This window comes from Streptomyces sp. NPDC049813 (assembly GCF_044465085.1).
In the GTDB taxonomy this organism is placed as follows: domain Bacteria; phylum Actinomycetota; class Actinomycetes; order Streptomycetales; family Streptomycetaceae; genus Streptomyces.
In genome coordinates this window covers 513372-538045 of the sequence record NZ_JBITLI010000002.1, presented here as the reverse complement: position 1 = coordinate 538045, position 24674 = coordinate 513372, and the positions used below count along the sequence as shown (strand labels likewise).

Annotated in this window: 21 protein-coding genes; 12 read left to right on the top strand and 9 right to left on the bottom strand. The window is 74.1% G+C overall.

Annotated features, from left to right (window positions below; translation table 11 throughout):
- Positions 1 to 202: 202 nt before the first annotated feature.
- From ACIBW6_RS06530 to ACIBW6_RS06515, 4 genes are all read right to left on the bottom strand, one after another.
- Complete coding sequence (locus ACIBW6_RS06530; protein ID WP_399057277.1) at positions 203 to 1582, bottom strand: PAS domain-containing protein; 1380 nt, start codon at positions 1580 to 1582, stop codon at positions 203 to 205.
- A 454-nt stretch (positions 1583 to 2036) separates the two neighbouring features.
- Positions 2037 to 3626 carry a transporter gene (locus ACIBW6_RS06525; RefSeq protein WP_399057709.1) on the bottom strand — a complete coding sequence of 530 codons (1590 nt, stop codon included), beginning with the start codon at positions 3624 to 3626 and terminating at the stop codon, positions 2037 to 2039.
- Positions 3605 to 4414 carry an ABC transporter ATP-binding protein gene (locus tag ACIBW6_RS06520; RefSeq protein ID WP_399057275.1) on the bottom strand — a complete coding sequence of 270 codons (810 nt, stop codon included), beginning with the start codon at positions 4412 to 4414 and terminating at the stop codon, positions 3605 to 3607. The genes ACIBW6_RS06525 and ACIBW6_RS06520 overlap by 22 nt, the downstream gene beginning before the upstream one ends.
- A gap of 50 nt (positions 4415 to 4464) precedes the next feature.
- Positions 4465 to 5187, bottom strand: coding sequence for a bifunctional DNA primase/polymerase (locus tag ACIBW6_RS06515; protein ID WP_399057273.1), 723 nt, complete (start codon positions 5185 to 5187; stop codon positions 4465 to 4467).
- A gap of 289 nt (positions 5188 to 5476) precedes the next feature.
- On the opposite strand from ACIBW6_RS06515, the gene ACIBW6_RS06510 reads away from it, so the two are divergent.
- Both ACIBW6_RS06510 and ACIBW6_RS06505 read left to right on the top strand, forming a co-directional pair.
- Complete coding sequence (locus ACIBW6_RS06510) at positions 5477 to 6865, top strand: transcriptional regulator (RefSeq protein WP_399057271.1); 1389 nt, start codon at positions 5477 to 5479, stop codon at positions 6863 to 6865.
- A gap of 152 nt (positions 6866 to 7017) precedes the next feature.
- On the top strand, positions 7018 to 8580 hold the full coding sequence (locus ACIBW6_RS06505) for a hypothetical protein (RefSeq protein ID WP_399057269.1): 1563 nt from the start codon (positions 7018 to 7020) through the stop codon (positions 8578 to 8580).
- 21 nt (positions 8581 to 8601) lie between these two features.
- Here the strand turns inward: ACIBW6_RS06505 and ACIBW6_RS06500 are convergent, their stop codons facing one another.
- Positions 8602 to 9870 (bottom strand): ABC transporter substrate-binding protein, encoded by a 1269-nt coding sequence (locus ACIBW6_RS06500; protein WP_399057267.1) that lies wholly within the window; start codon positions 9868 to 9870, stop codon positions 8602 to 8604.
- A gap of 118 nt (positions 9871 to 9988) precedes the next feature.
- On the opposite strand from ACIBW6_RS06500, the gene ACIBW6_RS06495 reads away from it, so the two are divergent.
- Positions 9989 to 10489 carry a hypothetical protein gene (locus ACIBW6_RS06495; protein ID WP_399057265.1) on the top strand — a complete coding sequence of 167 codons (501 nt, stop codon included), beginning with the start codon at positions 9989 to 9991 and terminating at the stop codon, positions 10487 to 10489.
- A gap of 86 nt (positions 10490 to 10575) precedes the next feature.
- The gene (gene purU / locus ACIBW6_RS06490; RefSeq protein ID WP_399057263.1) at positions 10576 to 11454 is read left to right on the top strand and encodes a formyltetrahydrofolate deformylase; all 879 of its coding nucleotides are present in this window, start codon (positions 10576 to 10578) and stop codon (positions 11452 to 11454) included.
- A 504-nt stretch (positions 11455 to 11958) separates the two neighbouring features.
- Here the strand turns inward: purU and ACIBW6_RS06485 are convergent.
- Entirely contained in the window at positions 11959 to 13254 is a 1296-nt protein-coding gene (locus ACIBW6_RS06485; protein WP_399057261.1) for a zf-HC2 domain-containing protein, read from the bottom strand.
- On the bottom strand, positions 13251 to 13823 hold the full coding sequence (locus ACIBW6_RS06480) for a sigma-70 family RNA polymerase sigma factor (protein ID WP_399057259.1): 573 nt from the start codon (positions 13821 to 13823) through the stop codon (positions 13251 to 13253). Before ACIBW6_RS06480 ends, ACIBW6_RS06485 begins: the two co-directional genes overlap by 4 nt.
- Before the next feature lie 322 nt (positions 13824 to 14145).
- On the opposite strand from ACIBW6_RS06480, the gene ACIBW6_RS06475 reads away from it, so the two are divergent.
- Positions 14146 to 14508 carry an STAS domain-containing protein gene (locus ACIBW6_RS06475; RefSeq protein WP_399057707.1) on the top strand — a complete coding sequence of 121 codons (363 nt, stop codon included), beginning with the start codon at positions 14146 to 14148 and terminating at the stop codon, positions 14506 to 14508.
- A 147-nt stretch (positions 14509 to 14655) separates the two neighbouring features.
- Positions 14656 to 15153, top strand: coding sequence for an EF-hand domain-containing protein (locus tag ACIBW6_RS06470; protein WP_399057705.1), 498 nt, complete (start codon positions 14656 to 14658; stop codon positions 15151 to 15153).
- Here the strand turns inward: ACIBW6_RS06470 and ACIBW6_RS06465 are convergent.
- Positions 15137 to 16720 carry a class I adenylate-forming enzyme family protein gene (locus ACIBW6_RS06465; protein ID WP_399057257.1) on the bottom strand — a complete coding sequence of 528 codons (1584 nt, stop codon included), beginning with the start codon at positions 16718 to 16720 and terminating at the stop codon, positions 15137 to 15139. The two genes, ACIBW6_RS06470 and ACIBW6_RS06465, sit on opposite strands and share 17 nt — an antisense overlap.
- A gap of 155 nt (positions 16721 to 16875) precedes the next feature.
- Here ACIBW6_RS06465 and ACIBW6_RS06460 point away from each other — a divergent pair, with 155 nt between their 5' ends.
- The 4 genes from ACIBW6_RS06460 (at position 16876) to ACIBW6_RS06445 (ending at position 21085) form a co-directional block, all read left to right on the top strand.
- Positions 16876 to 18114, top strand: coding sequence for an amidohydrolase family protein (locus ACIBW6_RS06460; protein WP_399057255.1), 1239 nt, complete (start codon positions 16876 to 16878; stop codon positions 18112 to 18114).
- Positions 18115 to 18121: 7 nt separating this feature from the next.
- Positions 18122 to 19279: an acyl-CoA dehydrogenase family protein gene (locus tag ACIBW6_RS06455; RefSeq protein WP_399057253.1), complete on the top strand. Its 1158-nt coding sequence runs from the start codon at positions 18122 to 18124 to the stop codon at positions 19277 to 19279.
- A 2-nt stretch (positions 19280 to 19281) separates the two neighbouring features.
- Positions 19282 to 20148 carry an acyl-CoA dehydrogenase family protein gene (locus ACIBW6_RS06450; protein WP_399057703.1) on the top strand — a complete coding sequence of 289 codons (867 nt, stop codon included), beginning with the start codon at positions 19282 to 19284 and terminating at the stop codon, positions 20146 to 20148.
- A gap of 454 nt (positions 20149 to 20602) precedes the next feature.
- Positions 20603 to 21085, top strand: a complete 483-nt coding sequence (locus ACIBW6_RS06445) for an ATP-binding protein (RefSeq protein ID WP_399057251.1) — start codon at positions 20603 to 20605, stop codon at positions 21083 to 21085.
- A gap of 301 nt (positions 21086 to 21386) precedes the next feature.
- Here ACIBW6_RS06445 and ACIBW6_RS06440 read toward each other — a convergent pair whose 3' ends face one another.
- Positions 21387 to 22313 (bottom strand): cyclase family protein, encoded by a 927-nt coding sequence (locus ACIBW6_RS06440; protein WP_399057249.1) that lies wholly within the window; start codon positions 22311 to 22313, stop codon positions 21387 to 21389.
- A gap of 102 nt (positions 22314 to 22415) precedes the next feature.
- Here ACIBW6_RS06440 and ACIBW6_RS06435 point away from each other — a divergent pair, with 102 nt between their 5' ends.
- Positions 22416 to 23327, top strand: coding sequence for an SDR family oxidoreductase (locus tag ACIBW6_RS06435; protein ID WP_399057247.1), 912 nt, complete (start codon positions 22416 to 22418; stop codon positions 23325 to 23327).
- 68 nt (positions 23328 to 23395) lie between these two features.
- Complete coding sequence (locus ACIBW6_RS06430) at positions 23396 to 24673, top strand: acyl-CoA dehydrogenase family protein (RefSeq protein WP_399057245.1); 1278 nt, start codon at positions 23396 to 23398, stop codon at positions 24671 to 24673.
- Position 24674: the final 1 nt, after the last annotated feature.

Here is a 24674-nt window from a genome sequence, read left to right as displayed (position 1 = left end):
CCACGCGACACCGCGCCGGCCACGCGACACCACGGACACCACGCGACACCGCGCCCGCCACGCGACACCACGGACACCACGCGACACCGCGCCCGCCACGCGACACCACGGACACCACGCGACACCGCGCCCGCCACGCGATACCACGCCCGCCACGCGACACCACGGACACCACCGGCACCGCTCCCACCAGACCCCGCGCTCAGCCCCCCGCCCCGCCCAGCGCCGCCAGATCCACCGCGGCGGCGATCCGCGCGGCCACGCTCTCCGCATACATCGCGTCCCCCCGCTCGAACCCGGCCCGGCTCGCGCCCCGTAGGAACGTCACCACGCCCAGCGTCCGCCCCCTGCTGCGCAGCACCGCGCACAGCGCGAACACGGACCCCTCCGGCCACTGCCGGGACTGAGCCCACCGCTGCGCCCGCGCCCCGCCCTCCTCCGGCGCCGCGGCCCGCACCGAACCGGCCCGCTCCACGCACTGCACCGCCGGATGCCCCTCCCCGTACCGCACGGGCAGCGCACCCCGCGTCACCAGCAGACTCGCGCCGGGCGCCCCCGACGGCGTCGCCGCGGCCCGCACCAGACGCAGCGGCTCCTCGCTCGCCACCAGGTCGATCACCGCGTGGTCGGCGAACCCCGCCAGCGCGAAGTCCAGATGGACGGTGGCCGCCTCCGCCGGGTCCTCGCACTCCGCGGCGGCCCGCGCGGACCGGTGCAACTGATTGGCCCGGAACCGCAGTTGCGCGGCCTCCTGCTCGACGAGCCGCGCGTCGGTCACGTCCTGGAACAGCCAGCCGACCCCCAGCGGCACCGGCTCCTCGGCCAGCGGCGACGACAACCGGACGAACCCGCTCCGCCAGCACCTGCGCTCCGCCCGCCCCCCGCTCTCACCGGGCAGCCGCAGCGTCACCCACACCTCCATCGGCGACGGCGGCGCCCCCTCGGAGAGCACATGGCCGAGCGCGCCCTCCAGCTCCTCCACGCCCTGGCCGATCAGCTCACCCAGTGGCCGCCCCAGCAGGGCGGTGCGCCCGGAACCCAGCGCCCGCGCCGCGTACGCGTTCACCACCGCGGGCCGCAGGTCGGCGTCGACCAGCACCACGCCCCACGCGGCGTCCTCGAACAGCGCCTCGCTCAGCGCGATGGACCGCTCCAGATCGATCTGCGCGTGCACCTCGCTGAACGCGCAGTACACCCCGGCGGGCTTGCCGTCGCCCCCGCGCACGGCGGCGGACTGGGTCCGCACCAGGACCCGCCCCCCGTCCTTGGTCACCAGCGCGAACTCGTGCACCTGGCGCCCCGGCGCGTGCATCACGGCCAGCAGCCGCCCCTGCACCTCGTCCGCGTCGGCGGAGCGCACGGCCCACCCCGCGAACCCGGTGCGCCCCACGGCCTCCGCCGCCGTCCAGCCGAGAATGCGCTCGGCCTCGCGGTTCCAGTGGGTCACCACCCCGTCCGCGTCGAAGGCGCACAACGCGGCGTCCATCCCGTCGAGCAACGCGGCCAGCAGATCGGCCCCGTCCCGCCCGGGCTCGTCGGGCCCGAGCGCGTCGGCGGTCCCCGTACGCCGGGAAGCACTCACCTGGCACCCCCTGCGGGCTGTGTCGGCGCTACGGAATCGGCGCGGTCCTCGTACTGCTCCAGATCATTCAACTCGAACGTGACGCATCCCACACGGAGTTCGGTCAACTTCGCGACATCCGACATGATCATCCACCCAGCATGCCTGTTCGCCTCCGGCCGGGTGCGCCGAGGTCGCGAAAAAGCGGTTGAAGGGCGGGCCGGGCCTTCCTAAGGTGGTTGGTACACGAGAAGGGAGGTGGTTCGGCAGATGTATGAGAACCGGACGCGTGAGGTGACTGCGGGCTAGCGGCCCGACGTCGCATCTCGGATTCGGCGCCGGACCGGCACGTGTGAGTGGCGTGCAGCCGGCCCTATTCCCAAGCAGTCACCCGACCCGCGAGCCGCCGGTACGTCCGGCCGGCTTCCGACCGCCTCGTGCGGGAGGAACCATGGCTCGCGGGTCGTCTGCGTGTTCAGCCCTTGCTGACCGCCGTCAGGATCTCCGGCAGCCGGGCCGCCGTGCGCGGGGCCGCCAGGCGCAGGCCGAGGAAGGCCGCGGCCGTGCCGTAGGCCGCGCCGAGCGGCAGGAGCGTCCAGGACCAGGCGGCGGCGCCCGCCGCGTGCAGGGCGACGGTGAGCGCCAGGACGGGGGCGCAGAGCAGGGCCGCGGCCACCATGCCGCCGAAGATGGAGATCCAGGCGAGACCGGCCTGGCCCGGGGCGACGTTCTTGTAGCCCTCCTGCGGGATCGAGTACGGGAAGCGGGCCGAGGACCAGGCGCCCGTCGCGAGCATCGCGCCCAGCAGGGCGAAGGAGAGGCCCAGGACCTCGGCGAGGTCCCCCCAGGCGCCCAGCATCGCCGTGGTGACGACGGTGACGAGAGTCGCGTAGGGCAGGGTGATCACGAGCAGTGCCAGGGCCCGGGCACGCAGCTCCAGGTAGGCGTCGCGGGGTGCGGCGATGGTCATCGCCACTATCCAGAACGCGGACGTGTCCTGCCCGAACTGGTTGTACATCTGGATGCCGAGCATGCCGGAGGCGAAGCACGCGAAGTAGACGGAGCCGGTGCCCTGGAGGGCGTTGAAGACGGGCACGATCAGGCCGATGGCGAGGGACGTCACCCAGGCGGCCTTGGTCTTCGGGTCGCGCCACACGTAGCGCAGGGTGCGCTCCATGACGACGGCGGTGCGGCCGTCGGGGAGCGGGCGCCGGTTGCCGCCGGTGCGGCGCCGCGTGGGTTCCGCCGCCTGGAGTGTCGATCCGTCGGGGGAGGTCATCAGGCGGGTCAGGGCGCGCCGCCAGACGGTGAGCAGGGCCGCCAACCCGGCCGCGGTGAGCAGGAGTTGGGCCGCGGCCCGGAGGTAGGCGCCGTCGCCCGCCGCGTCGACGGCGCCGATCGCCGCGGCGGGCGGGATCCAGCGCAGCACGTCCGCGGCCGGGTCGAGCGCCCCCACGCCGCCGGCCGAACCGAGGCGCTGGACGCCGAAGTTGACGAGCTGGGCGCCGACGGCGACGACGAGGCCGCTGAGGACGGCGAGGTCGCGCCCCTTGCGGCTGGTGAGCAGCCGGATGTTGGCGGCGGCGACGGCCCGGGCGAGGGCGACGCAGGTCAGGACGGTGAGCGGGACCGCGAGGACGGCGACGATCGCGGCGGCGGGGCCGCGTGCGGCGGCGTAGGCGGCGCCGGCGGCGAGGCAGAGCGTGAAGAGGGGGCCGATGCCGATGAGGGAGGCGACGAGCAGGCCGCGGACGAGCGGGTCGGGCCGCAGCGGCAGCATCGCGAGGCGGGTCGGGTCGAGGGTCTCGTCGCCGCTGGGGAAGAAGAGCGGCAGGACGGCCCAGCCGAGCGCGAGCAGGGCGGTCAGGAGGGTGCCGACGGTGGCCGCGTGGGGGTTGCCGTGGAGCAGGACGAGGCCGAGGAGCTGGAGCGCGGTGAGCAGCAGGACGGCGGTGACCGAGGCGAGGTAGGCGGCGCGGCGCCCCGCGGACCGGCGCAGGCCGTTGCGGAGCAGGGCGAGTTTGAGCTGGACGAGGACGCGGGTCACCGCGCGCCGCCCAGCCAGTCGAGGGTGCCGCCGCCGTCGCGGCCGCCGGCCCCGACCAGTTCGAGGAAGGCCTCCTGGAGGGTCGCCGCGTCGCCCTTGACGTCGGCGAGGGGGCCCTGGGCGCGGATGCGGCCGGCGGCCAGCACGGCGACCCAGTCGCAGAGCGATTCGACCAGTTCCATGACGTGGGAGGAGAAGACGACCGTGGCGCCGCCGCGGGTGAAGCGCTCCAGGACGCCGCGGATGGTCTGCGCGGAGACGGGGTCGACGCCCTCGAACGGCTCGTCCAGGAAGAGGACTTCGGGGTTGTGCAGGAGCGCGGCGGCGAGGCCGATCTTCTTGCGCATGCCGGTGGAGTAGTCGACGACGAGCTTGTGCTGGGCGGAGGCGAGGTCGAGGACGTCGAGGAGCTGCGCGGCGCGCTGGTCGACCTCGGCGCCGGGCAGTCCGCGCAACCGGCCGGTGTAGGCGAGGAGTTCGCGGCCCGAGAGGCGCTCGAAGAGGCGCAGTCCCTCGGGCAGGACGCCGATGCGGGCCTTCACCGCGGCGGGGTCGGCCCAGACGTCGTGGCCCGCGACGTGCACGGTGCCGCGGTCGGGCCGCAGCAGGCCGGTGATCATGGAGAGGGTGGTGGTCTTGCCGGCCCCGTTCGGGCCGACGAGGCCGATGAACCTGCCCGCGGGCAGGGCGAGTTCGATACCGGCGACGGCGGTCTGGGGGCCGAACGCCTTCCACAGGTCGTGTACGCGTACGGCGGCCGTTTCCTCGGTCGAGGTCACCGGGCGCGCTCCCTTCGTCGGCGACATCGTGCGTCCGCGACGATACGTCGGCCGTCAGCCGGGCGCGGGGAGGGTGCTCAGCCGCGCCGTCCCTCGCGCGCGCATGCGTAGGCGAGGGGCGAGACCAGTTCCTCGGCGTCGGGCAGCCAGCGGTTGGCGGCGGTGGGGCGGCAGGCCCACTGGGCGGCGCCCCGGCCGCCGAAGCGGGTCGGCGGCGCGGCCACGTAGCGGCCCTCGCCGAGGGTCACGAGGTCCAGGGTGGCGGGCGGCCAGCCCAGCTTGCGGACGAGGTCGGGGACCTTGAGGCCGGCGCCGGGCAGCACGAAGAACTGCATGCGGCGGTCGGGGGTGCAGGTGACCGGGCCGAGGGTGAGCTCCATGCGCTCCATGCGGGCCAGGGCGAGGAAGCCGGCGGTCTCGGGGACGTCGATCGCGTCGAAGGTGCGGCCGGTGGGGAGCAGGATCGAGGCCCGCGGCTGCTTCGACCACAGGCGGCGGGCCCCGGTCGCGCTGCCGGTGGCCTGGGCCGCCCAGTCGGGGCGCGCGGGGTGGGCGCCGGGCGCCGGGCACCCGGTGTCGCCGCACGAGCAGCGCTGGACGCCTTCGTCGTGCTCCAGCCAGGTGCCGGGGACCACGTCCCAGTGCCGCTCCTCCGCGTAGCGCACGGCCGCGTCGAGCAGGGAGTCGCCGCGCTGCTGGGGGATCTGGCCTGCGGCGGTGACGGGTGAGGTGACGGCTGAGGTGACGTCCGAGGTGCCTGTGATGGTCTCTTCCACGACGTTCTCAACTCCCGCCGCCATTCGGGGTTACGGGCGTACACGCGCGCGGGGCGGGAGCATCGTTCCCGCATGTGGGGCGCATGGATGCATGGACGGGGGCGCGCACGCGAGGCGGCCGCGGGGGGTGGGTAGGCCGGTGAGGGAACGAGGGGGAGACCGACGAGGAGGCCCCACCGGGCGGCGCCGCGCCGACTGCGCGGTTTGATACCCGTTTGTGGTGCATCTTCCGTTTCTCCGCCGGGCAGTGATCCATCGGCCGGCTGCCGTCGCAGCCGGGACACCGGGAGACGGGCACAGCAGGGGGTACGCCATGGCCGCACGGCCACTCGTCGCGCGACAGCCCAACGAACGGCTGCAGGCACTCATCCAGGAGGCGGGGTGCTCGAACGCGGGCCTGGCCCGCCGGGTCAACATGTGCGGAGCGGAGCACGGCCTCGATCTGCGGTACGACAAGACGTCCGTGGCGCGCTGGCTGCGCGGGCAGCAGCCGCGCGGCCGGGCCCCGGGCATCATCGCGGAGGCGCTCGGCCGCAAGCTCGGCCGGACCGTGACGATCGACGAGATCGGCATGGCCAACGGCAAGAACCTCGCCTCCGGGGTCGGCCTGCAGTTCTCGCCGACGGTGCTCGGCGCCATCGAGCAGGTCTGCGAGCTGTGGCGCAGCGACGTGGGGCGGCGGGACTTCCTGTCCGGCTCCTCGGTGGCCTCCTCCGCCCTCGTCGAGCCCAGCCGCGACTGGCTGATCTCGGTGCCCGACTCGCAGGTCGGCCGCGCGGCCGGGCCGCGGGTGGGCCCCTCGGACGTGGCGGCGGTGCGGGCGATGACGCGGGCGCTGACCGAGCTTGACCATCAGTACGGCAGCGGGCACGTGCGCCCGGTGCTGGTGCACTACCTGAACAGCGTGGTGAGCGGCCTGCTCGCCGGCTCCTACCGGGAGGCCGTGGGGCGCGAACTGTTCGCTGCCGTCGCGCGGTTGACGGAACTGGCCGGATACATGGCGGTCGACACCGGGCAGCCGGGCCTCGCGCAGCGGTACTACATCCAGGCGCTGCGGCTGGCGCAGGCGGCCGGGGACCGCGGTTACGGCGGATACGTCCTGGCCGCGTCGATGAGCCACCTGGCGGCGCAGTTGGGCAATCCGCGCGAGATCGCCCAGCTGGCGCGCGCCGCCCAGGAGGGCACGCGCGGGCGCGTGACGCCGCGCGCCGAGGCGATGTTCCACGCCGCGGAGGCCCGCGGTCACGCCCTGCTCGGGGACGCGCGGGCCGCGCAGGTCTCCTCGGGCGCGGCGATCGACGCGATGGAGCGGGCCGACGCGGTGGCCGGTTCCGGCGACGACCCGGTCTGGATCGGCCACTTCGACCACGCCTATCTCGCCGACGAACTCGCGCACTGCCACCGGGATCTGGGGCAGGCGCGGGAGGCGGCCCGGTGGGCGCAGGAGGCGCTCGACGGCCACCCCGAGTCGCGGGCCAGGCGGCGCGCCATCGGCCTCGTCCTGCTGGCCACGGCGCAGGTGCAGCAGCGCGAGGTGGAACAGGGCTGTGCCACGGGACTCCGGGCCGTCGAGCTGCTCGGCACGCTGCGTTCGAACCGGGGCGCGGAGTACCTGGAGGACTTCAAAGAACGGCTCGAACCGTTCGGAGAGGAGTCGGTGGTACGGGAGTTCGGGGCCCGCGTGGAGTTGCAGGCGGCCTGATCGCGGTGCGGGGCGTGTAAACAGCGCCCGGCCGCGTTGTTTTGTTACTCCCGTCGCGGGGGAGGCTCCCGAGATTTGAGGTGCGTAGCACGGGCGTGCGGGGACCCGGTAGCGTGAGCCGACGATTCCGACCCCCATACGTAGGAGTCCCGGTGACGCAGCAGCGCGGACACGGAGAAGATCCGCACCTTCCCGCGGCACGGCACGCACACGAAGGTGTCGTGCTGCCCGCCGACGGCGGAGAGCCTCTGTTGCCGGGCACGTTCGGCGACCAGGCGGGGCCCGCGGGCGCCTCCCCGTGGGGCCAGCCCTGGGGCCCCGAGTCGCAGCAGGCGCAGGCCGCGGGCCCGATGCCGACCTACGAGTGGGGGCAGCCGCAGCAGGGTGCCGCCCCGCTGCCGCCGCAGGCCCCGGAGCGGCCGCAGCCCCCGCACGGCGCGGCCGCGCCGCTGCCGCCCGCCGTGCCCACCGGGTACGAAGGGCCGCGGGGCGGGGGGTACGACCCCTCCGCGCACGGTTCCTCGTACGACGCTTCCTACGACGCCTCGTACCCGGGCTCCTTCGACAGCGACGCCACGCAGTACATCGCGCCGGTCGCCCAGCCGCAGCCGCACCAGCAGCCGCAGCCGCACCAGCAGCCCTACCCGCAGCAGCACCAGCCGCAGCACGGGCACGGTGGTGCCGCCCCGCTGCCGCCGGAGGCGCCTGTCGCGGACGCCACCCAGTTCCTGGGCCGGCCGGTGCCGGGGGCGCTGCCCGACGCCGTGCCGGGCGGCCCGGACAGCGAGGCGACCCAGTACATACCCCCGGTGCCCGCGCAGCCGTCGCCGCCGCAGGGCACCTCCTACGACGTCCGGCCCGGCGCGCCCGGCGAGCGGCAGCCGCCGGCCGAGTTCGACGCCCTGTTCCGCACGGAGCCGGAGAGCGCGGCCGGATCGACCCAGCAGATGCCGCGCTTCGACCCGCACACCCAGCAGCCCCGCCCCGCGCCGCACGCCGCGCACGGCCCGGCCGGCCGCGGACCGCAGGGCCCGCCGCAGCAGCCGCAGGGGTACGAGCCCGGGCCGGGGCGCCGCTCCCCCCGCACCGGTTCCAAGGTGCCGGTGATCGCCGCGATCGGTGTCGCGCTCCTGGTGGTCGGCGTCGGCGCGGGCGCCCTGCTCAGCGGTGGCGGCGACGACGACAAGAAGGCCAACGCCACCGAGACCGTCTCGGACTCCTCGCCCGCCGCGTCGGACGCGTCGTCCCCGGCCGCGGACCCCGCGAAGGCGCAGGCCGTGGCCCTGGACAAGCTGCTCGCCGACTCCAACAACAGCCGTGAGGCGGTCGTCGGCGCCGTCGCGAACATCGGCGCCTGCAAGGAGCTGGGCGCCGCCTCCAAGGCCCTGCGCGACGCGGCGACCCAGCGCACCGGCCTGGTGACCCGGCTCAACGCCCTCGCCGTCGACCAGCTCCCCGGCAACGCCGCGCTGAAGGACGCCCTCACCAAGGCGTGGAAGGCGTCCGCGTCGGCGGACACCCACTACGCGGCCTGGGGCGACCAGGCCGCCGGGAACAAGGGCTGCCACAAGGGGCACGCCAAGGTCACCCCGCAGCGGCACGCGGGCGACGCGGCGAGCCGGACGGCGTCCGCCGAGAAGACCAGGGCCTCCGGCCTGTGGAACACCATCGCCGCGAAGTACGCGCTGACCCAGCGGTCGGCCGTGCAGCTGTAGCGGTACGGGGAGGGCGCCCGCTCAGGGCGCCTTCGCCAGGATGTCGGTCACGTCGACCGCGCTCCTGCGGGTCGCGACGAGCCGGCCCTCGCGCACCTCCTGGAAGGTGACCCGGGCGTTGACCAGGCGGGGGAAGCCACCGGCCGCGGACATGTGGTCGTAGCCCCAGCGCAGCGGCGGCGTCAGGCCGCCCGTGGTGACCTTGCGGCCCTGGTCGAGGGAGATGCGCAGGGCGCGCGCGTCCACCTCGCCGTCGCCGAGCCCCTCGACGAGCTGCTTCAGGACGGTGTACGCGATCCAGGTGGTCTGCACGCCCGCGTCCGCCGGGTCGATCCGGTTGTCGCCGAACGCCTGTTCGTTGATGGCCTTGCGCAGCTGGTTCCACCGCGCGTCGTCGGCCGCCGGGTACCAGCCGGTGACGTACGCGCCCTCGTATGGGCTGCTCGCGCCGCCGGTGCGGTTGATGACGGTCTGGTCGACGCTGCCGAGGACGCTCGCCGTGCGCACCTTCGGATAGTCCTCGCGCAGCCGCCGGAAGGAGTCGAAGAACGTGTCCGTACGGTCGCCGAGCACGGCGGCGACGCAACCGTCGGCGAGCGGATCGGAGCCGGCCGCCTGGAGGGCCCGGCGGGCCTGGTCGCCGTAGTCGGTGGCGTTCTCCGCGGCGCGCAGATCGATGGCGGCGGGCCGGTCGCGCAGCGCGAGGCCGTTGTCGAGCAGGGCGGGCAGCTCGTCGCCCGCGATGGTGTCGGGGCGGATCAGGACCGTGCGGTCGCAGGCCCCGGCGAGCTGCTCGCCGATGCCCGCGAGCAGGGCCGCCTGGCCGCCGTTGACCGGGTAGGAGAGCGGGCTGGTGAACTCCGCGTCGCTGACGCCGTAGCCGCCTATGTAGGGGATGCCGGCGGACTCCAGCGGCGAGAGGAAGGCGCGGCCGTGCTGGCTGTAGGAGCCGACGACCGCGACGACGCCCTGGTCGACGGCGGAGCGGGCGCACTTCGCGGCGCCCACGCTGTCGTTGTGGTCGTTGCAGGTGAGGACCTTCAGGGTGCGGCCGCCGAGGCCGCCGTGGGCGTTGACCCAGCGCGCGTACGCCTGCGCCATGGCCGGCATGCCCGGCATGTTCGTCGCGTCGGTCTTCTCCGGGGCCCAGGTCATCACGGTGACGGTGCCGCCCGCGGCGGAGCCGGCCGTGCCGGGGACGAGTCCGCAGCCGGCCACCAGGGCCGCGCCCAGGGCGAGGGCGGCGGTGCGGAAGGTGCTCTTGCTGCTGAGGTGACGCCGACCGGTCATGGACCTGCACGATTCCCCCGCACACCGAACCATCGAGTGACCGGCGGTCAACATGGGGTGACGCGGAGGTGAATTACGGGGGGAGGTCGGGGCGATCCGGGACGGGAACGTACGATCGATGACCGTGCAAAGCTCGGAGAACTCTTCCCGCCGCGGCCGTCGCTCCACAAAGATGGGCGCCATGCCACTCAACGACATGCCGTGGTGGCGCTGGCGCAGCAATGTGCGCTCCGCGCTGCACATGCTCTCCGACCCCTCGTTCCAGCGGAACGTCTGGCTGGCGGGCGTGGACGGGTACGGGGACGTGACCGACGCCGTCTACCGCCTCGTCGAGGACACCTGGCTGGACAACTGGTCCGCCGAGAAGTACGTCGGGACGATATTCCGCGACTCGCAGGAGGCGGCGCTCGTCGACACCGCCGTGCTGCGGGTGCTGCGGATCATGCACCAGGTCGGCCCGGACGCGCCCGTCTCCGCCTACCTCGACGACCCCGGATGGCCGGACGCCGTCCGGTCGGCGCGGGACGCGCACGTGCGGCTCGCCACCAGCGACGGCGAGGACCCGGACACCGCGCCCCGCACGCTCGAAGTGCTCCAGATCATGACGCGGGCCGCGTAGCCGGCACCGGCCGCGGGGCCGGATCGGGGCGTCCGGCACCCAAGACGTGCCGACGCCGGACCCCGCCGGTGTGCGAACCTTTTCGCATGAACGCGCCCGCGCCTGTCGCCACCGGCCCCGCTCAGTACGTCCTCACGCTCTCCTGCCCCGACAAGCAGGGCATCGTGCACGCCGTGTCGAGCTACCTCTTCATGACCGGCTGCAACATCGAGGACAGCCAGCAGTTCGGCGATCACGACACGGGGCTGTTCTTCATGCGCGTCCACTTCAGCGCGGAGGCGCCGGTCACCGTGGAGAAGCTGCGCGCCAGCTTCGCCGCCATCGGGGACTCCTTCCAGATGGAGTGGCAGATCCACGCGGCCGCGGAGCGGATGAAGGTCGTCCTGATGGTCAGCAAGTTCGGGCACTGCCTGAACGACCTCCTCTTCCGGGCGCGGATCGGCGCCCTGCCCGTCGACATCGCCGCGGTCGTCTCCAACCACACCGACTTCCGCGAGCTCGTCGGCTCCTACGACATCCCCTTCCACCACATCCCGGTCACCAAGGACACCAAGGCCGAGGCCGAGCAGCAGGTCCTGGACCTGGTGCGGGCCGAGGGCGTCGAGCTGGTGGTGCTCGCCCGGTACATGCAGGTGCTCTCGGACGACCTGTGCAAGCAGCTGAGCGGGCGGATCATCAACATCCACCACTCGTTCCTGCCGAGCTTCAAGGGGGCGAAGCCGTACCACCAGGCGCATGCGCGGGGGGTGAAGCTGATCGGGGCGACCGCGCACTATGTCACCGCTGATCTCGATGAGGGGCCGATCATCGAGCAGGAGGTCGAGCGGGTGGGGCATGACGTCACGCCCGATCAGCTGGTCGCGGTGGGGCGGGATGTCGAGTGCCAGGCGCTGGCGCGGGCCGTCAAGTGGCATGCGGAGCGGCGTATTCTGCTGAATGGGCGCCGTACGGTGGTCTTCGCGTAGCCCGCGGCGGGGGTGCGGCCGCGTCCCGGCGGCCCGCGCCCCTAGGACAGTCGCCCACCCGCGGGCCGGTGGGGGCTGATCGCGCAGTTCCCCGCGCCCCTATGTAGTCGTTCGCCTGCGGGCCCGGTGGGGCTTCTCGCGCAGTTCCCCGCGCCCCTGGAAGGCGCACTGCGTGCGCCCCTGTTCTTCGGCTGCGGGCCCGGTGGGGGTTCTCGCGCCGTTCCCCGCGCCCCTGAAGGCGTGCGGCTTCGCCGCAGCCTTTGGGGACCGTCCTGCAAGCCGGTCTCAGGGGCCGCTCCACGGGGGCCGATGAGATAGCGCACGAAGTGCGCATCTCAGGGGCGCGGGGAACTGCGCGACCGGCCACGATGGCGCGTCAGGTGAGGGACGGCCTTTGCGGGGCGCGGGGAACGGTGCGAGAAGGACCGCCGGGCCTCAGCCGACACGCCCGCCCAGGGGCGCGGGGAACCGCGCAGGCCGGGGCGGGGGCCGGGCAGGGGCCCGTTACAAGCGGCTCAGCGCTGCCGTGGCGCAGAGGACGTCCCGGATCGCCGCGCGGTCACCGACCTGCCCGGCCGCCGCCTCGTCGGGAGACACATGCCCCGCCGCGAGCCGGCAGAACTCCACCCCGTCCAGCGCGACATGCGCCACCTCGCGCCCGGCCGCACCCCCGTCGAGGGAGATCAGCCACTCACCCCCGCCCGCCCCCTCGACCTCCAGCCGCACCCCGCGCCCGGCTCCGTCCTGGGCGAGCAGCCCGAGCTCGCGGCGGGCGGCGAGCGACCCGGGCAGCATCCGCGCGGCCAGCTCGATCATGCGGCCGAGGTGGCGCGGCGCGGGCGGCTCGTAGGGGTAGTCGACGGCGTCCGCGATGTCCCCCGCGTGGATCCAGCACTCGAAGGCCCGGTCGACCATGGCGTCCCGCAGCGCGAGCTCGAAGTCGCCGTACGAGACGGGCAGCAGCCCCGACCCACCGGCCCCGGCGGCGTCCGAGCCGGCGAAGGAGACCGTGCGGATGAGGGCGTGCGACTGGTCCCGCCAGGTCCCGCGCACGGCCCGCGACGCCGGCAGCCACTCCGCCCGCCAGTACGCCTCCGTGCGCGCGGCGGGCCCGAGCCCGGCCAGCGCGGCGGCCGCGCCCGGGCGCTGCCCCGCGCCCGGCGGCGGATCGTCGAGCCCGAGGGCGCGGGCGACGAGCCCGTCGACGCCGGTCAGATGGGCGATCACCCCGGCGACCGTGGTCCGGCGGCTGACCTGCTCCTCGCGCTCGTACCAGCGCAGCTGTACCGGCGCGTGCCACTCGTCGTCCCCGATGTCCTGGAGCAGCGCGTCGAGCCGGGCGGTCTCCGCGTCGTACGGGGCGGCCCAGCCTGGGACCGGGATGCGGGCCGGGCGCCGGCTGAGGCACCCCTCCAGGACGCGGGCGCGCAGCATGGGGTCGAGGTCGAGGGACTCTTCGGCGTGCAGCAGCCCCACCGCGTCGCGCAGCCGCAGCGCCTCCTCGGCGCAGGCGCCGCAGCCGCCCAGGTGGGCGTCGACGGCGGCGGCCTCCTCGGGCGAGCAGGCGGCGAGGGCCCAGGCGCCGAGCAGCGAGGTGAGGACCCGGTGGTCCAGGACGGGCGGCGGGTGGGCGGGCGGCTCCGGCAGCGGGCGCGCGGCGTCCTCGACGGAGACGCGCGGCGGCGGTATGCGGGGCGCGTCCGCGGGGCCGCCCGGCTCTGGTCCGCCCGGCGGTTCGTTGCCGGACGGGTCATAGGAGTCGTAGGGGTCGAAGCGGCCCGGCCCGTGCTCACCGTTCATCCCGGCCTCCCGGGCCGGCCGGGCGGGGTGCCGCTGTCGCGCGCCGTCGAGAGCAATTGCAGGCCGAGGCGGAGCCGGCGGCGGGCCTCGTCCTCGGTGACGCCGAGGTCGGTGGCGGTCTGGCGGTAGTCGCGGCGCTGGAAGTAGGCGAGCTCCAGGGCGGCCCGCAGCGGGGCGGGCATCGACGTGACGATGTAGTCGGCGCGGGCCGCGGCGGAGGCGTGGCGGACCTTGCGCTCCAGGTCCTCGGTGGTGCCGAGGCCGGTGCGGGCGAGGACGGCCGACTCGGTGCTGCGCAGCTGCCGGACGGCCTGCTGGTGGGCGAGGGTGGCGAGGTAGGAGCGCAGGGGTCCCTGCCGGGGCTCGTAGGCCTCGGGGTTCTCCCAGATCCGGGTGAAGACCTCGCGGGTGATCTGGTCGGCGGCGTCCTCGTCGTCCAGGACGCGGTGGGCGAGGCCGTGCACCAGGGACGCGAAGCGGTCGTACAGCTCGCCGAGCGCGGCGGCCTCGCCGTGCGCGAGGCGCTGCTGCATCCTCCGGTCCCAGCGGGACGGAGTCTCCTTGGGCATGGGGCCCCCTCACCGACCGCCCGTGCTGCTCAACTGCTGAACTGTTGTGTCCAGTACCCGAATGTAGACCGCGGCACCGGCCCCGTCGCTTCCTTTCCCGCATTGTGCGCGCCGGTGCCGTAGCGGGTGGTAAAGAACGACACCCCGCAGTGACCGTAAGTGATCGAATCTGACCGGCCGGGCTTTGACAAGTCCTGCCGGGGCAGGTCTGCTGGGTGTTTCAGCGTGTCGCTGCCGGGCAGCCGCGCTGTGCAAGCGTAGGGACAGGTTCCGGATGTGGGCCGTCGGTGAGCGGGAGGAGGCGTGGCGCGTGACGCTCAGGATGAGCGAGACAGGACGGGGCGAGTGGGCCGTCGTGCGGGTGTCGGGCGAGATGGACCTCGTGACCTCACCGGCGCTCCGCCAGCAGGTCCACGACGCGGTGGCCGAGGGGCGCCGCAGTCTCGTGCTCGACCTCTCCGACGTGCTGTTCTGTGACTCCAGCGGGGTCGGCGTGCTGATCGCCGCGCGCCGCCTGATGCGCTCCTGCCAGGGCCGGCTGCGGCTGATCCTGCCGGCGCAGGGCGCGGTCGACGGCTCGCACGTGAACCGGGTGCTCGGCGCCCTCGGCGTGCGCCGCCTCTTCGAGGTCTACCCGGACGTCGCGGCGGCGGTGGACGACGAGGCGGAGCCGCTGTCGGCCTGAGCGCCGGCCCGGGACGGTGTCCGCAAGCGCGGGGTTGGCGCAATCCTCCGGATCTGCCCCAACTCCCGTACTTGTGGCCCTGGTCGGGCCTGTTCGACGTACGCTCCCAGGTGTAGGACCCACCGATGCGAGAGGCGGCTCATGAGCATGGACGAGCGGAGGATCGCGGACCGGTTCGCCGGCTTCGACCAGGACGGCAACGGCTACATCGACCGCGAGGACTTCTATGTCGCGGCGAAGGCACTCCTCGCCGAGTTCTCCACGACGGCCCGCTGCGACAAGGGGCAGGCGCTGTTCGCCGGGGCCGAGGCGTTCTGGCAGGGCATGGCGGGGATCGCCGACGTGGACGGCGACCAGCGGGTGACCCGCGGCGAGTTCGTCACCGGTGCCGTGAAGCGGCTGCGGGACAGCCCCGAGCGGTTCGCCGAGATCGCGCGGCCGTTCCTGCGGGGCGCCCTGGCGGTCGCGGGCGCGGACGACGCCGGGATCGGCGCGCCGGAGGCCCGGCGGGTGCTGAAGGCGCTGGGCGTCGAGGACGGCCTCGCCGGGACCGCGGTCGACGCGCTGGACGCGGACGGCGACGGCCGGATCTCCGAGGAGGAGGTCGTCCAGGGCTTCGCCCGGTACTTCACCGTCCCGGAGTGAGCCCGCCGCCCCCGGCCCCGTCGGTGCCGCTCCCGCTCCCGTAGCGCTCCCGCAGCTTGTACTTGAGGACCTTGCGGAGCGTCTCGTTGCGGGGCAGGGCGGCCACCACCTCCAGCTGTTCCGGGAGTTTGACCGGGGACAGGCCCTGACCGCGCAGGTACGCCGTGACGGCCTCCAGCGTCAACGGGGCCTGTTCCTCGTGCAGTTCGAGGACCGCGCAGACCCGCTCCCCGCGCTCGGCGTCCGGCAGGCCGACGACCGCCGCGTCCCGGACGGCCGGGTGCCGGTGGAGCAGGTCCTCGATCTCCCTGGCGGAGATGTTCTCGCCCTTGCGGATGATGACGTCCTTGGCGCGGCCGGTGAGCACCAGGTGGCCGCTGGGGAGCAGGTGCCCCAGGTCGCCGGTGACCAGGAAGCCGTCCGCGTCGAAGGCGTCCGCGTTCTGGCGCGGGTCGAGATAGCCCCGGCAGACGGCCTCCCCGCGCAGCCGGACCGCGCCGTCGGTGCCGGCGGGCAGCTGCTTGCCGTCGTCGTCGACGATCCGGATCTCCATGCCCGCGGGCGGCCGGCCCTCCGTCGTCGCCAGGTGGTGCGCCGTGTCGTCCGGCGACCCCATCGTGATCATCGGTACCTCGGTCATGCCGTACCCGTGGGTGAGCTGGACGCCCATCTCGCGCACCACGGCGTGGTAGAGCTCCGGCGGCTTGGGCGCGCCGCCGCCCGCGAGCAGCCGCAGCGTCGGGATCAGCCGGTCCTGCGGCGCCTTGCGCTGCTCGGCCAGGAACATCGAGTAGAACGCCGTCGAGCCGCCCGCCACGGTGACGCCGTGCCGCCGGTACTCCGCCAGCGCGCCGGGCAGCGCGAACTCTTCGAACATCACCGCGGGGAAGCCGTAGAGCAGCAGCATCACGGTGTAGTCGGGGCCCGCGATGTGCGCGTAGGGGAAGGCCATGGAGCCGACGTCGGCGGCGGACAGGCGCAGCGCGTGGGCGAGGCAGGAGCCGCCCGCGAGCAGGGACCGGTCGGTGTGCAGCACGCCCTTGGGGTCGGAGGTGGTGCCGGAGGTCCAGTAGATCCAGCGGACCGCGGTGCCGTCGGCGGGCGGGGGCGGCAGCACGGCGGGGTCGGCCTCCGGCAGGTCCGCGTAGGCCTCGAAGATCCCGCGGGCGCCGAGCCGGTGCGCCATCGCGGTGTGGTCGAAGCCGCGCCACACGCCGGGCGTGGCGAAGAAGTCGGCCCGCGACCCGCGCAGCGCGAAGCCGACCTCGCGCTCCCGGTAGAAGGGGATGACGGGGGTCTGGACCGCACCGATGCGCGCCAGCGCGAAGGTGAGCAGGGCCGTCTCGATGCGGGTGGGCAGCTGCCAGGCGACGACGGTGCCGGGGCGGACGCCGCGCAGGTGGAGGGCGGCCGCGACGCGTTCGGCGCGGTCGCGCAGCCCGCCGAAGGTCAGGGTCCGGCCGCCCTGGAGCAGGACGGGGCGGTCCGGGGTGAGAGCGGCGCGGCGTTCGACCAGCTCCCAGAGGGTGCGCGAGGTGCTCAGGGCGTGTGCGGTGCTCTGCGTCATGGCCGTGACCCCCATTGCGGACCCGGGCCGGCGCCCGGAACTGACGGAGCGTCAGAATGAGGGAGAGCGTAGGTCCGTCCTTCTTGTCGGTCCAGAGGTGCGGGGCTAGCCTGCATCTGACGGGTCATCAGATATGGCGGAGGGGCTCAGTACTCATGACGGAACTGCCGCGCATCGTCAGCGTCGACGACCATGTGATCGAACCGGCCCACCTCTTCGAGACCTGGCTGCCCGCGAAGTACCGCGACCGCGGCCCCCGGCCGCTCACCGCAGGGATCGGCGAACTCGCGTACGTGGCGGGCAAGTACCAGATCACCATGGACCCCGACGGCCCGCCGGCCGACTGGTGGATCTACGAGGACCTGAAGTTCCCGTACAAGCGCAACATCGCCGCCGTCGGCTTCGACCGGGACGAGATGACCCTGGAGGGGATCACCCGGCAGGAGATGCGGCGAGGCTGCTGGGACCCCGCGGCGCGCCTCGCGGACATGGACCTCAACCACGTCGAGGCGTCCCTGTGCTTCCCGACCTTCCCGCGCTTCTGCGGCCAGACCTTCGCCGAGGCGCACGACAAGGAAGTGGCCCTGGCCTGCGTGCGCGCCTACAACGACTGGATGGTCGAGGAGTGGTGCGGCGACAGCGGCGGCCGGCTCGTCCCGCTCTGCCTGATCCCGCTGTGGGACATCGACCTGGCCGTCGCCGAGATCCGGCGCAACGCCGCCCGGGGCGTGCGCGCCGTGACCTTCTCCGAGATCCCGACGTACCTGGGACTCCCGTCGATCCACTCCGGGTACTGGGACCCCTTCTTCGCCGCGTGCCAGGAGACCGGCACGGTCGTCAACATGCACATCGGCTCCTCCTCCCAGATGCCCGCCGCCTCCCCGGACGCACCCCCCGCCGTGCAGGCCTCGCTCAGCTTCAACAACGCCATGGCCTCGATGATGGACTTCCTCTTCAGTGGCGTCCTGGTGCGGTTCCCGACGCTCAAACTCGCCTACAGCGAAGGGCAGATGGGCTGGATCCCGTACGCCCTGGAACGCGCCGACGACGTGTGGGAGGAGCACCGCGCCTGGGGCGGCGTCCGCGACCTGATCCCCGAGCCGCCGTCCACGTACTACTACCGGCAGATGTTCTGCTGCTTCTTCCGCGACAAGCACGGTGTCGCCTCGCTGGACGCCGTCGGCCGCGACAACGCCACCTTCGAGACCGACTATCCGCACGTCGACTCCACCTTCCCGCACACCAAGGACGTCGCCCTCGACCACGTGAAGGGTCTCGACGAGGCGACCGTGTACAAGCTGATGCGCGGCAACGCCATCCGCATGCTGGACCTGGACCTCGATAAGGGCGCCAAGGACGACAAGGGCGCCGGGCACGCCGTGCGCGGCGAGTAGGCCGGGCATGGACCTCGCGTACACCGACGAGGAAGAGGAGTTCCGGGCCGGGCTGCGGGAGTGGCTCGCCGCCGCGCTGCCGGCGCTGCCGCCGCGCCCGTCGCCGGACGACTGGCCGGGGCGGCGCGCCTACGACACCGGCTGGCAGCGCCGGCTCCACGACGCCGGTTACGGGCAGGTCCACTGGGACGCCTCCCCGACCACCCGGCTGATCTTCCTGGAGGAGACGGAGCGGGCGGGCGCGCCCTATGTCGGCGCCAACTTCGTCGGCCTGCTGCACGCCGGGCCCACCGTCGCCGCCGAGGGCAGCGCCCGGCAGCGGGAGCGCTGGCTGGCGCCGATCCTGCGCGGCGACGCCGTGTGGTGCCAGGGGTTCAGCGAACCGGACGCGGGCTCCGACCTGGCCGCCCTGCGCACGCGCGCCGTCCGCGACGGCGACACGTATGTGATCAACGGATCGAAGATCTGGACCTCGCACGCCGAGGTCGCCGACTGGTGCGAGCTGCTCGTGCGCACCGACCCCGGCGCCCCCAGGCACCGCGGCATCTCCTGGCTGGCCCTGCCGATGGACACCCCGGGGATCACCGTGCGCCCGCTGCGCACGCTCGCCGGGTCCACGGAGTTCGCGGAGATGTTCCTCGACGACGTCCGGGTCCCGGTCGCCAACCGGGTCGGGGCGGAGAACGACGGCTGGCGCGTCACGATGGTCACCCTCTCCTTCGAGCGCGGCACCGCCTTCGTCGGGGAGGTCGTCGCCTGCCGGCGCACCCTCGGCGACCTCGCGGCGCACGCCCGCAGGACAGGCCGCTGGGACGATCCCGTCCTGCGCCGCGAACTGGGACGGCTGAACGCCGAGTTCGGCGCGCTGTGGCGGCTTACGCAGTGGAACGTCAGCGAGGCCCAGGCGAGCGGCGGCGTGCCGGGCGTCGGCGGCTCCGTCTTCAAGCTGCGCTACTCCCACGCCCGGCAGCGGCTCTACGACGTGGCCGCCGGGGTCCTCGGCGGTGCCGGGGCGCTCGACACCGGCCAGGAGTGGACTCGCGACCGGCTCTCCTCGCTCTCCTACACGATCGCGGCCGGGACGTCGCAGATCCAGCGCAACATCGTCGCCGAGCGCATCCTCGGCCTGCCGCGGGAGCCGGGACCGGCCGGAGAGGGGCGATGACGGTGCGCTTCCGACTGACGAGCGACCAGCGCGCGTTGCGGGACGGCACCCGGGAGCTGCTCGCCCGGCGGTTCGGGCCGGACGCCCTGCGCGAGGCGGTGGACCGGCCCGGGCTCGACCGGGCGCTGTGGCGGGAGCTGGGGGCCGCGGGCCTCTTCTCGCTCGGCCTGCCGTCCTCCGCGGGCGGTCTCGGGCTCGGCCTGCCGGAGGCCGTCGTGGTCTTCGAGGAGTGCGGACGGGCGCTGCTGCCGGGTCCGCTGGTGGCCACCTTCCTCGCGGCGGGCGAGGTGCCGGGCGCGTCGGCCGGCGAGGCGGTGGTGACGCGGCCCTGGTACGGGCTCGTGCCCTGGCTGGAGGCGGCCGACGCGGTCCGCGGGGACGTCACGGACGCCGCGCCGCTCGCCTCGGTCGACCCGCTCACACCGCTGCACGCCACGCCCGGCGGCGGCCCGGCGGCGCCGCCCCGGGACGAGGCAGCCCTGCTGTACGCCGCCGAGCAGCTCGGCTCGGCCGGACGCACCCTCGCCCTGGCCGTCCAACACGCCCGGGAACGACACCAGTTCGGTCGCCCGGTCGGCGCCTTCCAGGCCGTCAAACACCTGTGCGCCGACATGCTCGTACGGACCGAGGTCGCCCGTGCGGCGGTGTACGCGGCGGCCGTCACCCGGGACCCGGTGGAGACCGCCGCCGCCGCGCTGCTCGCCGGCGAGGCCGCCGTGCAGGGTGCCCGCGACTGCCTCCAGGTCCACGGCGGCATGGGCTTCACCTGGGAAGCCGAGGTCCATCTGCATCTGAAGCGGGCCTGGGTCCGCGCCGAACTGGCCGGCGGCGCGCGGGCCGCGGAGGAGGTGCTCGCCGCCGCGCTGTGAGCGGATGGCCGGTACATCCCGCGCGGGAGCCGCGCGCCCTGAGGAAAGGTGTACGCACAGTGACGGTGCGTCGATACCGGGTTGTGTCCTTCGGGAGGCTCGTCACGGCATGGAGTCGGCCTCCCGCTCCGGTACCTTGTGGCAGATGCGAGTGGTGCTGAACCCGAGCGACGGTGCCGGTGTTGCCTCTGAGGCGGCTCCGGGGCCGGGGATGCCCGCCGTTCGCGGCGCAGGCCGGAGCGGCACGCCTGCCTGTTCGACCCCCCTCAAGACGCGTCGCACAGTATGCCGCACGCGTACTCCTTCGCGCTGGAATATGCCCGAAGCGCTTGTTGGGGTGACTGTACGTCAACCATGCTGTGCAGCAACGGGATCACGGACCGTGATCCCGGGCAGTGACCAGGATGGTCAGTGGCGCGAGGCGACGTGTCCGCCGGTTCGGATGGTGTGAGCGGTGCAGCTGCTTCAGGTTCAGTTGGAGGTCGGGGCCGACCCCGCGGAGGTGGGACGGGCCCGCAGGTGGGTGCGGACGCGCCTCGCCGGTTCGGGTATACAGGCCGACGAGCCGCTGGCCGAGACGCTGCTCCTGCTCGTCTCCGAGCTCGTCACCAACGCCGTCGTGCACACCGGTCACCCGGCGGTGCTGCGCATGGTGCTGCACGGCGGCGAGGAGCAGTCGCCCGGCACCGTGCGGGTGGAGGTCTCCGACACCAGCGCCCGGCCCCCCGCTCCCCGGCACGCGGACGGCGACGAGACGAACGGGCGCGGCCTGGAGCTCGTCGACGGCCTCGCCGACCGCTGGGGCTGGCGGCCCGAGGGCGCGGGCAAGGCCATCTGGTGCGAGATCGACCGCTGCGCGGCCGCCGCCGGAGGCGTGGGTGTGAGCGGCTTCGACGGCGTGGGCGGCTACGACAACGTGGCCTTCGAAGCGGTCTGACGCCCCGGGGCGGGTCCGGGGCGGCGCGCCGGACCGCCCCCGGTCCGTGTTGCGGTGCGCGCCCGGACGGCGGGCACATCAACGGCAAATATCCGGCCCGGTGTTGACGGTTCGTGTCCGGATGAACACGCTGAGGGGGAGCGATCCGCCACGAGGGGACGCCGGGAGTCCTTGTGACGGGGGCCCCGGAGCCGGCCGGATCGCCGTCACGGGGGCGCCGGGCGGCTGCCGGGCGCGGATCGGCGCACCGCTGTCCGGCAGCCGCCGCGCCGCACATCGGCGGGCGGCCGCCGCCCGGACCTCAGAGCACCGCCACGGGCGCCACCGGTGTGCCCGTCGCCCCCCTGAACGGTTCGGGCATCGCCGCGAGGAGGAAGGTGTAGCGGCTTTCTTCTCCACAGGCTGTGGACAGGGTTTCGAGATTCCAGTTCTGGCCCTGGATCATGCCCATCTCCACCAGGTCGAGGGCGTGCACGGGCAGCCAGAGGTCCTCGATCTCCGGCGGGAAGATCTCGAAGGTCAGGGTGTCGTTCGCCACGGCCGCCACGTCGTGGGCGTGGAACCACTCCGGGGTGCGCACCGACAGGCCCGGTGACGGATGGCCGTAGGCGTGCTTGTCGCCCGCCAGGCAGAGCTGGATCTGCCCGGTGCGGACCAGGACGACATCGCCGGGACGCAGTCCGACCCGGCCGAACTCGGCCGCCTCGTCCAGGTCCGCGGGGGTGACCGCGTGGTCGCCGGGGAGCCGGTCCAGGCCCTTGGCCGCCGCCACGTCGAGCAGGACGCCCCGGGCGACGACGTACGGGATCTTGTCGATGCCGCTGAACCCGGCGCCACCGTGCGCCGTGACGGAGTGCGCCGGGCGGCCGTTGTAGAGCCGCCCCGAGTGCGAGACGTGGCTGAGCGCGTCCCAGTGGGTGGCCGCCTGCAACCCCATGGTCACCGCGTCGTCGCTGGTCGCGACGGTGTCCGGGCCGAAGATCTGCTGATTGATCTGCACCATCGTGTGCAACGGGTTGACCCGGCCCGGGATCAGGCCGGTCTGCACGCCGTCCTGTTCGAGCGGGAGCGCGAGCGGCACGCGGCGGCCCGTGCGGACCTCGGCCGCGGCCCCGCGGACCGCCTCGTCGGTGATGAGGTTCAGGGTGCCGATCTCGTCCGCCGCCCCCCAACGCCCCCAGTTGTTCACGCGTTTCGCGATGTCGTGGAAGTCGGCGGGCAGCGGCATCGGAGGCCTCCCGGGTCTTGTGCCGTGGTAGCTGACGGGTCGTAGAATCCGAGCCCGGGCAGAATCTAACGGATCGTCAGAAACCGCGGGAAGGGGCCGGGCGTGGGGAACTTCTTGGCTGACAAGGTCGTCGCCGTGACGGGGGCGGGGCGCGGCATCGGGCGGGCGGTGGCGCTCGCCTGCGCCGCCGAGGGCGCCCAGGTCGTCGTCAACGACTACGGGGTCTCCGTGGCGGGCGCCGAGCCCACCTCCGAGGTGGCGCAGGGCGTGGTGAAGGAGATCGAGGCCGCGGGCGGCACCGCCGTCGCCGTCGCCGACGACGTGTCGGCCATGGCCGGGGGGCAGCGGGTGGTCGACGTGGCCGTGACGGAGTTCGGCCGGCTCGACGGGGTGGTCTGCGTCGCCGGCATCCTGCGGGAGCGGATGCTCTTCAACATGTCCGAACAGGAGTGGGACGCCGTCGTGGCCACCCACCTGAAGGGCACCTTCACCGTCTTCCGGGCCGCTGCCGCCGTCCTGCGCAAGCAGGGCTCCGGCACCCTCATCGGCTTCACCAGCGGCAACCACCAGGGATCGGTGGCCCAGGCCAACTACAGCGCCGCCAAGGGCGGGATCATCTCGCTGGTGCGCAGCGCGGCCCTCGGGCTGCACAAGTACGGGGTGAGCGCCAACGCCGTCGCGCCGGTCGCCCGTACGCGGATGTCCGCCGACGTGCCCATGGAGCTGAAGGAGATCGGGGAGCCGGAGGACGTGGCCGCGCTCGTCGTCTACCTGCTCAGCGACCGGGCCCGCGCGCAGGGGATCACCGGCCAGGTCTACACGGTCGCCGGGCCCAAGATCGCCGTCTGGGCACAGCCGCGGGAGCTGCGCGCCGGGTACGCGGAGGGGCCCTGGACGCCCGAGCGGATCGCCGACTTCCTGCCCGGGACCGTCGGGACCGACCCCATGCCGCTGCTCGACGCCGTGGCGGAGATGGCCCGGGCCGCGGCGGCGCGGGAGCGGCCCAACCGGTAGGCGGCGGGCGCGGTGTCGGCAAACGTGGGGACGGGCCCTGGTGCCCGGGTGCGGGGAGGGCGGTCGGGATGGAGTTCGGGATCGGGGCGCAGGACGGTGCGTTCCGGCGGGCGGCGCGGGAGTGGCTCGGCGCGCACCTCGTCGGGCGGTTCGCCGTGGGGGCCGGTGCGGGGCCCGGCGGGCCCGGCAGCGAGCACCTGGGGGCAGGGGTGCGGCGGGCGTGGGAGCGGGAGGTGGGCGCCGGGGGCTGGATCGGGCTGGGGTGGGCCGAGCCGGGGGCCCGGGGCGAGCAGGGGCGGACGCGGGCGCGGGGGGCGTACGGGCAGCGCAGGGCCTCGCTGACCCAGCAGGTCGTCTGGGCCGAGGAGTACGCGCGCGCCGGTGCTCCGGCGCGGTGCGGCCACATCGGGGAGAACCTGCTGGCGCCCACGCTGCTCGCCCACGGCACCGAGGAGCAGCGGCGGCGGTTCCTGCCGCCCGTCGCACGCGGCGAGGAGCTGTGGTGCCAGGGGTACAGCGAGCCCGGCGCCGGGTCGGACCTCGCCTCCGTACGGACGGCCGCGGCGCGAGGCGGTGACGGGCGGTGGCGGGTCACCGGGCAGAAGGTGTGGACCTCGCTGGCCCGGGAGGCCGACTGGTGCTTCGTGCTCGCGCGCACGGAGGCGGGGTCGGTGCGGCACCGGGGGCTCTCGTTCCTGCTGGTGCCGATGGACCAGCCGGGCCGGATCGACGTACGGCCCATCCGGCAGCTGACCGGGACCAGCGAGTTCAACGAGGTGTTCTTCGACGGGGCCGTCGCCGCGGAGGTCGTGGGCGGCGTGGGGGAGGGGTGGCGGGTCGCGACGGGGCTGCTGCGGTACGAGCGGGGGGTGTCGACGCTGGCGCAGCAGGTGGGGTTCGCGGAGGAGCTGCGGGCGGTCGTGCGGTGCGCGGTCGCGTCGGGGGCGGACCGGGACCCGGTGGTGCGCGGGGAGATCGTCCGGCTCTGGGCCGAGCTGCGGGTCATGCGGTGGAACGCGGTACGGACACTGGGCGGTGCGGGCGATGTGGCTGATACGGGTGGTGTCGGCGGTGTCGGCTTTGTCGGCGGTGTGGGCGTGCCGAGTGTGGCCAAGTTGCTGTGGGGCGGGTGGCACCGGCGGCTGGGGGAGCTGGCGGTGCGCGTGCGCGGAGCGCGGGGAGCCGTCGGGCCCCGCGACTGGGACGCCGCCGCGCCCTACGAACTCGACGAGCGGCAACGGCTGTTCCTGTTCAGCCGGGCCGACACGATCTACGGCGGTTCGGACGAGATCCAGCGGAACATCATCGCCGAGCGCGTGCTCGGCCTTCCCAGGGAGAAGGCGTAGG

What these genes read in the sequence shown, in the direction of transcription:
- ACIBW6_RS06520 (WP_399057275.1), bottom strand. Translation starts at nt 4,414, where the DNA reads ATGTCGCCGACGAAGGGAGCGCGCCCGGTGACCTCGACCGAGGAAACG.
- ACIBW6_RS06515 (WP_399057273.1), bottom strand. Translation starts at nt 5,187, where the DNA reads ATGGCGGCGGGAGTTGAGAACGTCGTGGAAGAGACCATCACAGGCACC.
- ACIBW6_RS06510 (WP_399057271.1), top strand. Translation starts at nt 5,477, where the DNA reads ATGGCCGCACGGCCACTCGTCGCGCGACAGCCCAACGAACGGCTGCAG.
- ACIBW6_RS06500 (WP_399057267.1), bottom strand. Translation starts at nt 9,870, where the DNA reads ATGACCGGTCGGCGTCACCTCAGCAGCAAGAGCACCTTCCGCACCGCC.
- ACIBW6_RS06495 (WP_399057265.1), top strand. Translation starts at nt 9,989, where the DNA reads ATGACCGTGCAAAGCTCGGAGAACTCTTCCCGCCGCGGCCGTCGCTCC.
- purU (WP_399057263.1), top strand. Translation starts at nt 10,576, where the DNA reads ATGAACGCGCCCGCGCCTGTCGCCACCGGCCCCGCTCAGTACGTCCTC.
- ACIBW6_RS06485 (WP_399057261.1), bottom strand. Translation starts at nt 13,254, where the DNA reads ATGAACGGTGAGCACGGGCCGGGCCGCTTCGACCCCTACGACTCCTAT.
- ACIBW6_RS06480 (WP_399057259.1), bottom strand. Translation starts at nt 13,823, where the DNA reads ATGCCCAAGGAGACTCCGTCCCGCTGGGACCGGAGGATGCAGCAGCGC.
- ACIBW6_RS06475 (WP_399057707.1), top strand. Translation starts at nt 14,146, where the DNA reads ATGAGCGAGACAGGACGGGGCGAGTGGGCCGTCGTGCGGGTGTCGGGC.
- ACIBW6_RS06470 (WP_399057705.1), top strand. Translation starts at nt 14,656, where the DNA reads ATGGACGAGCGGAGGATCGCGGACCGGTTCGCCGGCTTCGACCAGGAC.
- ACIBW6_RS06465 (WP_399057257.1), bottom strand. Translation starts at nt 16,720, where the DNA reads ATGACGCAGAGCACCGCACACGCCCTGAGCACCTCGCGCACCCTCTGG.
- ACIBW6_RS06460 (WP_399057255.1), top strand. Translation starts at nt 16,876, where the DNA reads ATGACGGAACTGCCGCGCATCGTCAGCGTCGACGACCATGTGATCGAA.
- ACIBW6_RS06455 (WP_399057253.1), top strand. Translation starts at nt 18,122, where the DNA reads ATGGACCTCGCGTACACCGACGAGGAAGAGGAGTTCCGGGCCGGGCTG.
- ACIBW6_RS06440 (WP_399057249.1), bottom strand. Translation starts at nt 22,313, where the DNA reads ATGCCGCTGCCCGCCGACTTCCACGACATCGCGAAACGCGTGAACAAC.
- ACIBW6_RS06430 (WP_399057245.1), top strand. Translation starts at nt 23,396, where the DNA reads ATGGAGTTCGGGATCGGGGCGCAGGACGGTGCGTTCCGGCGGGCGGCG.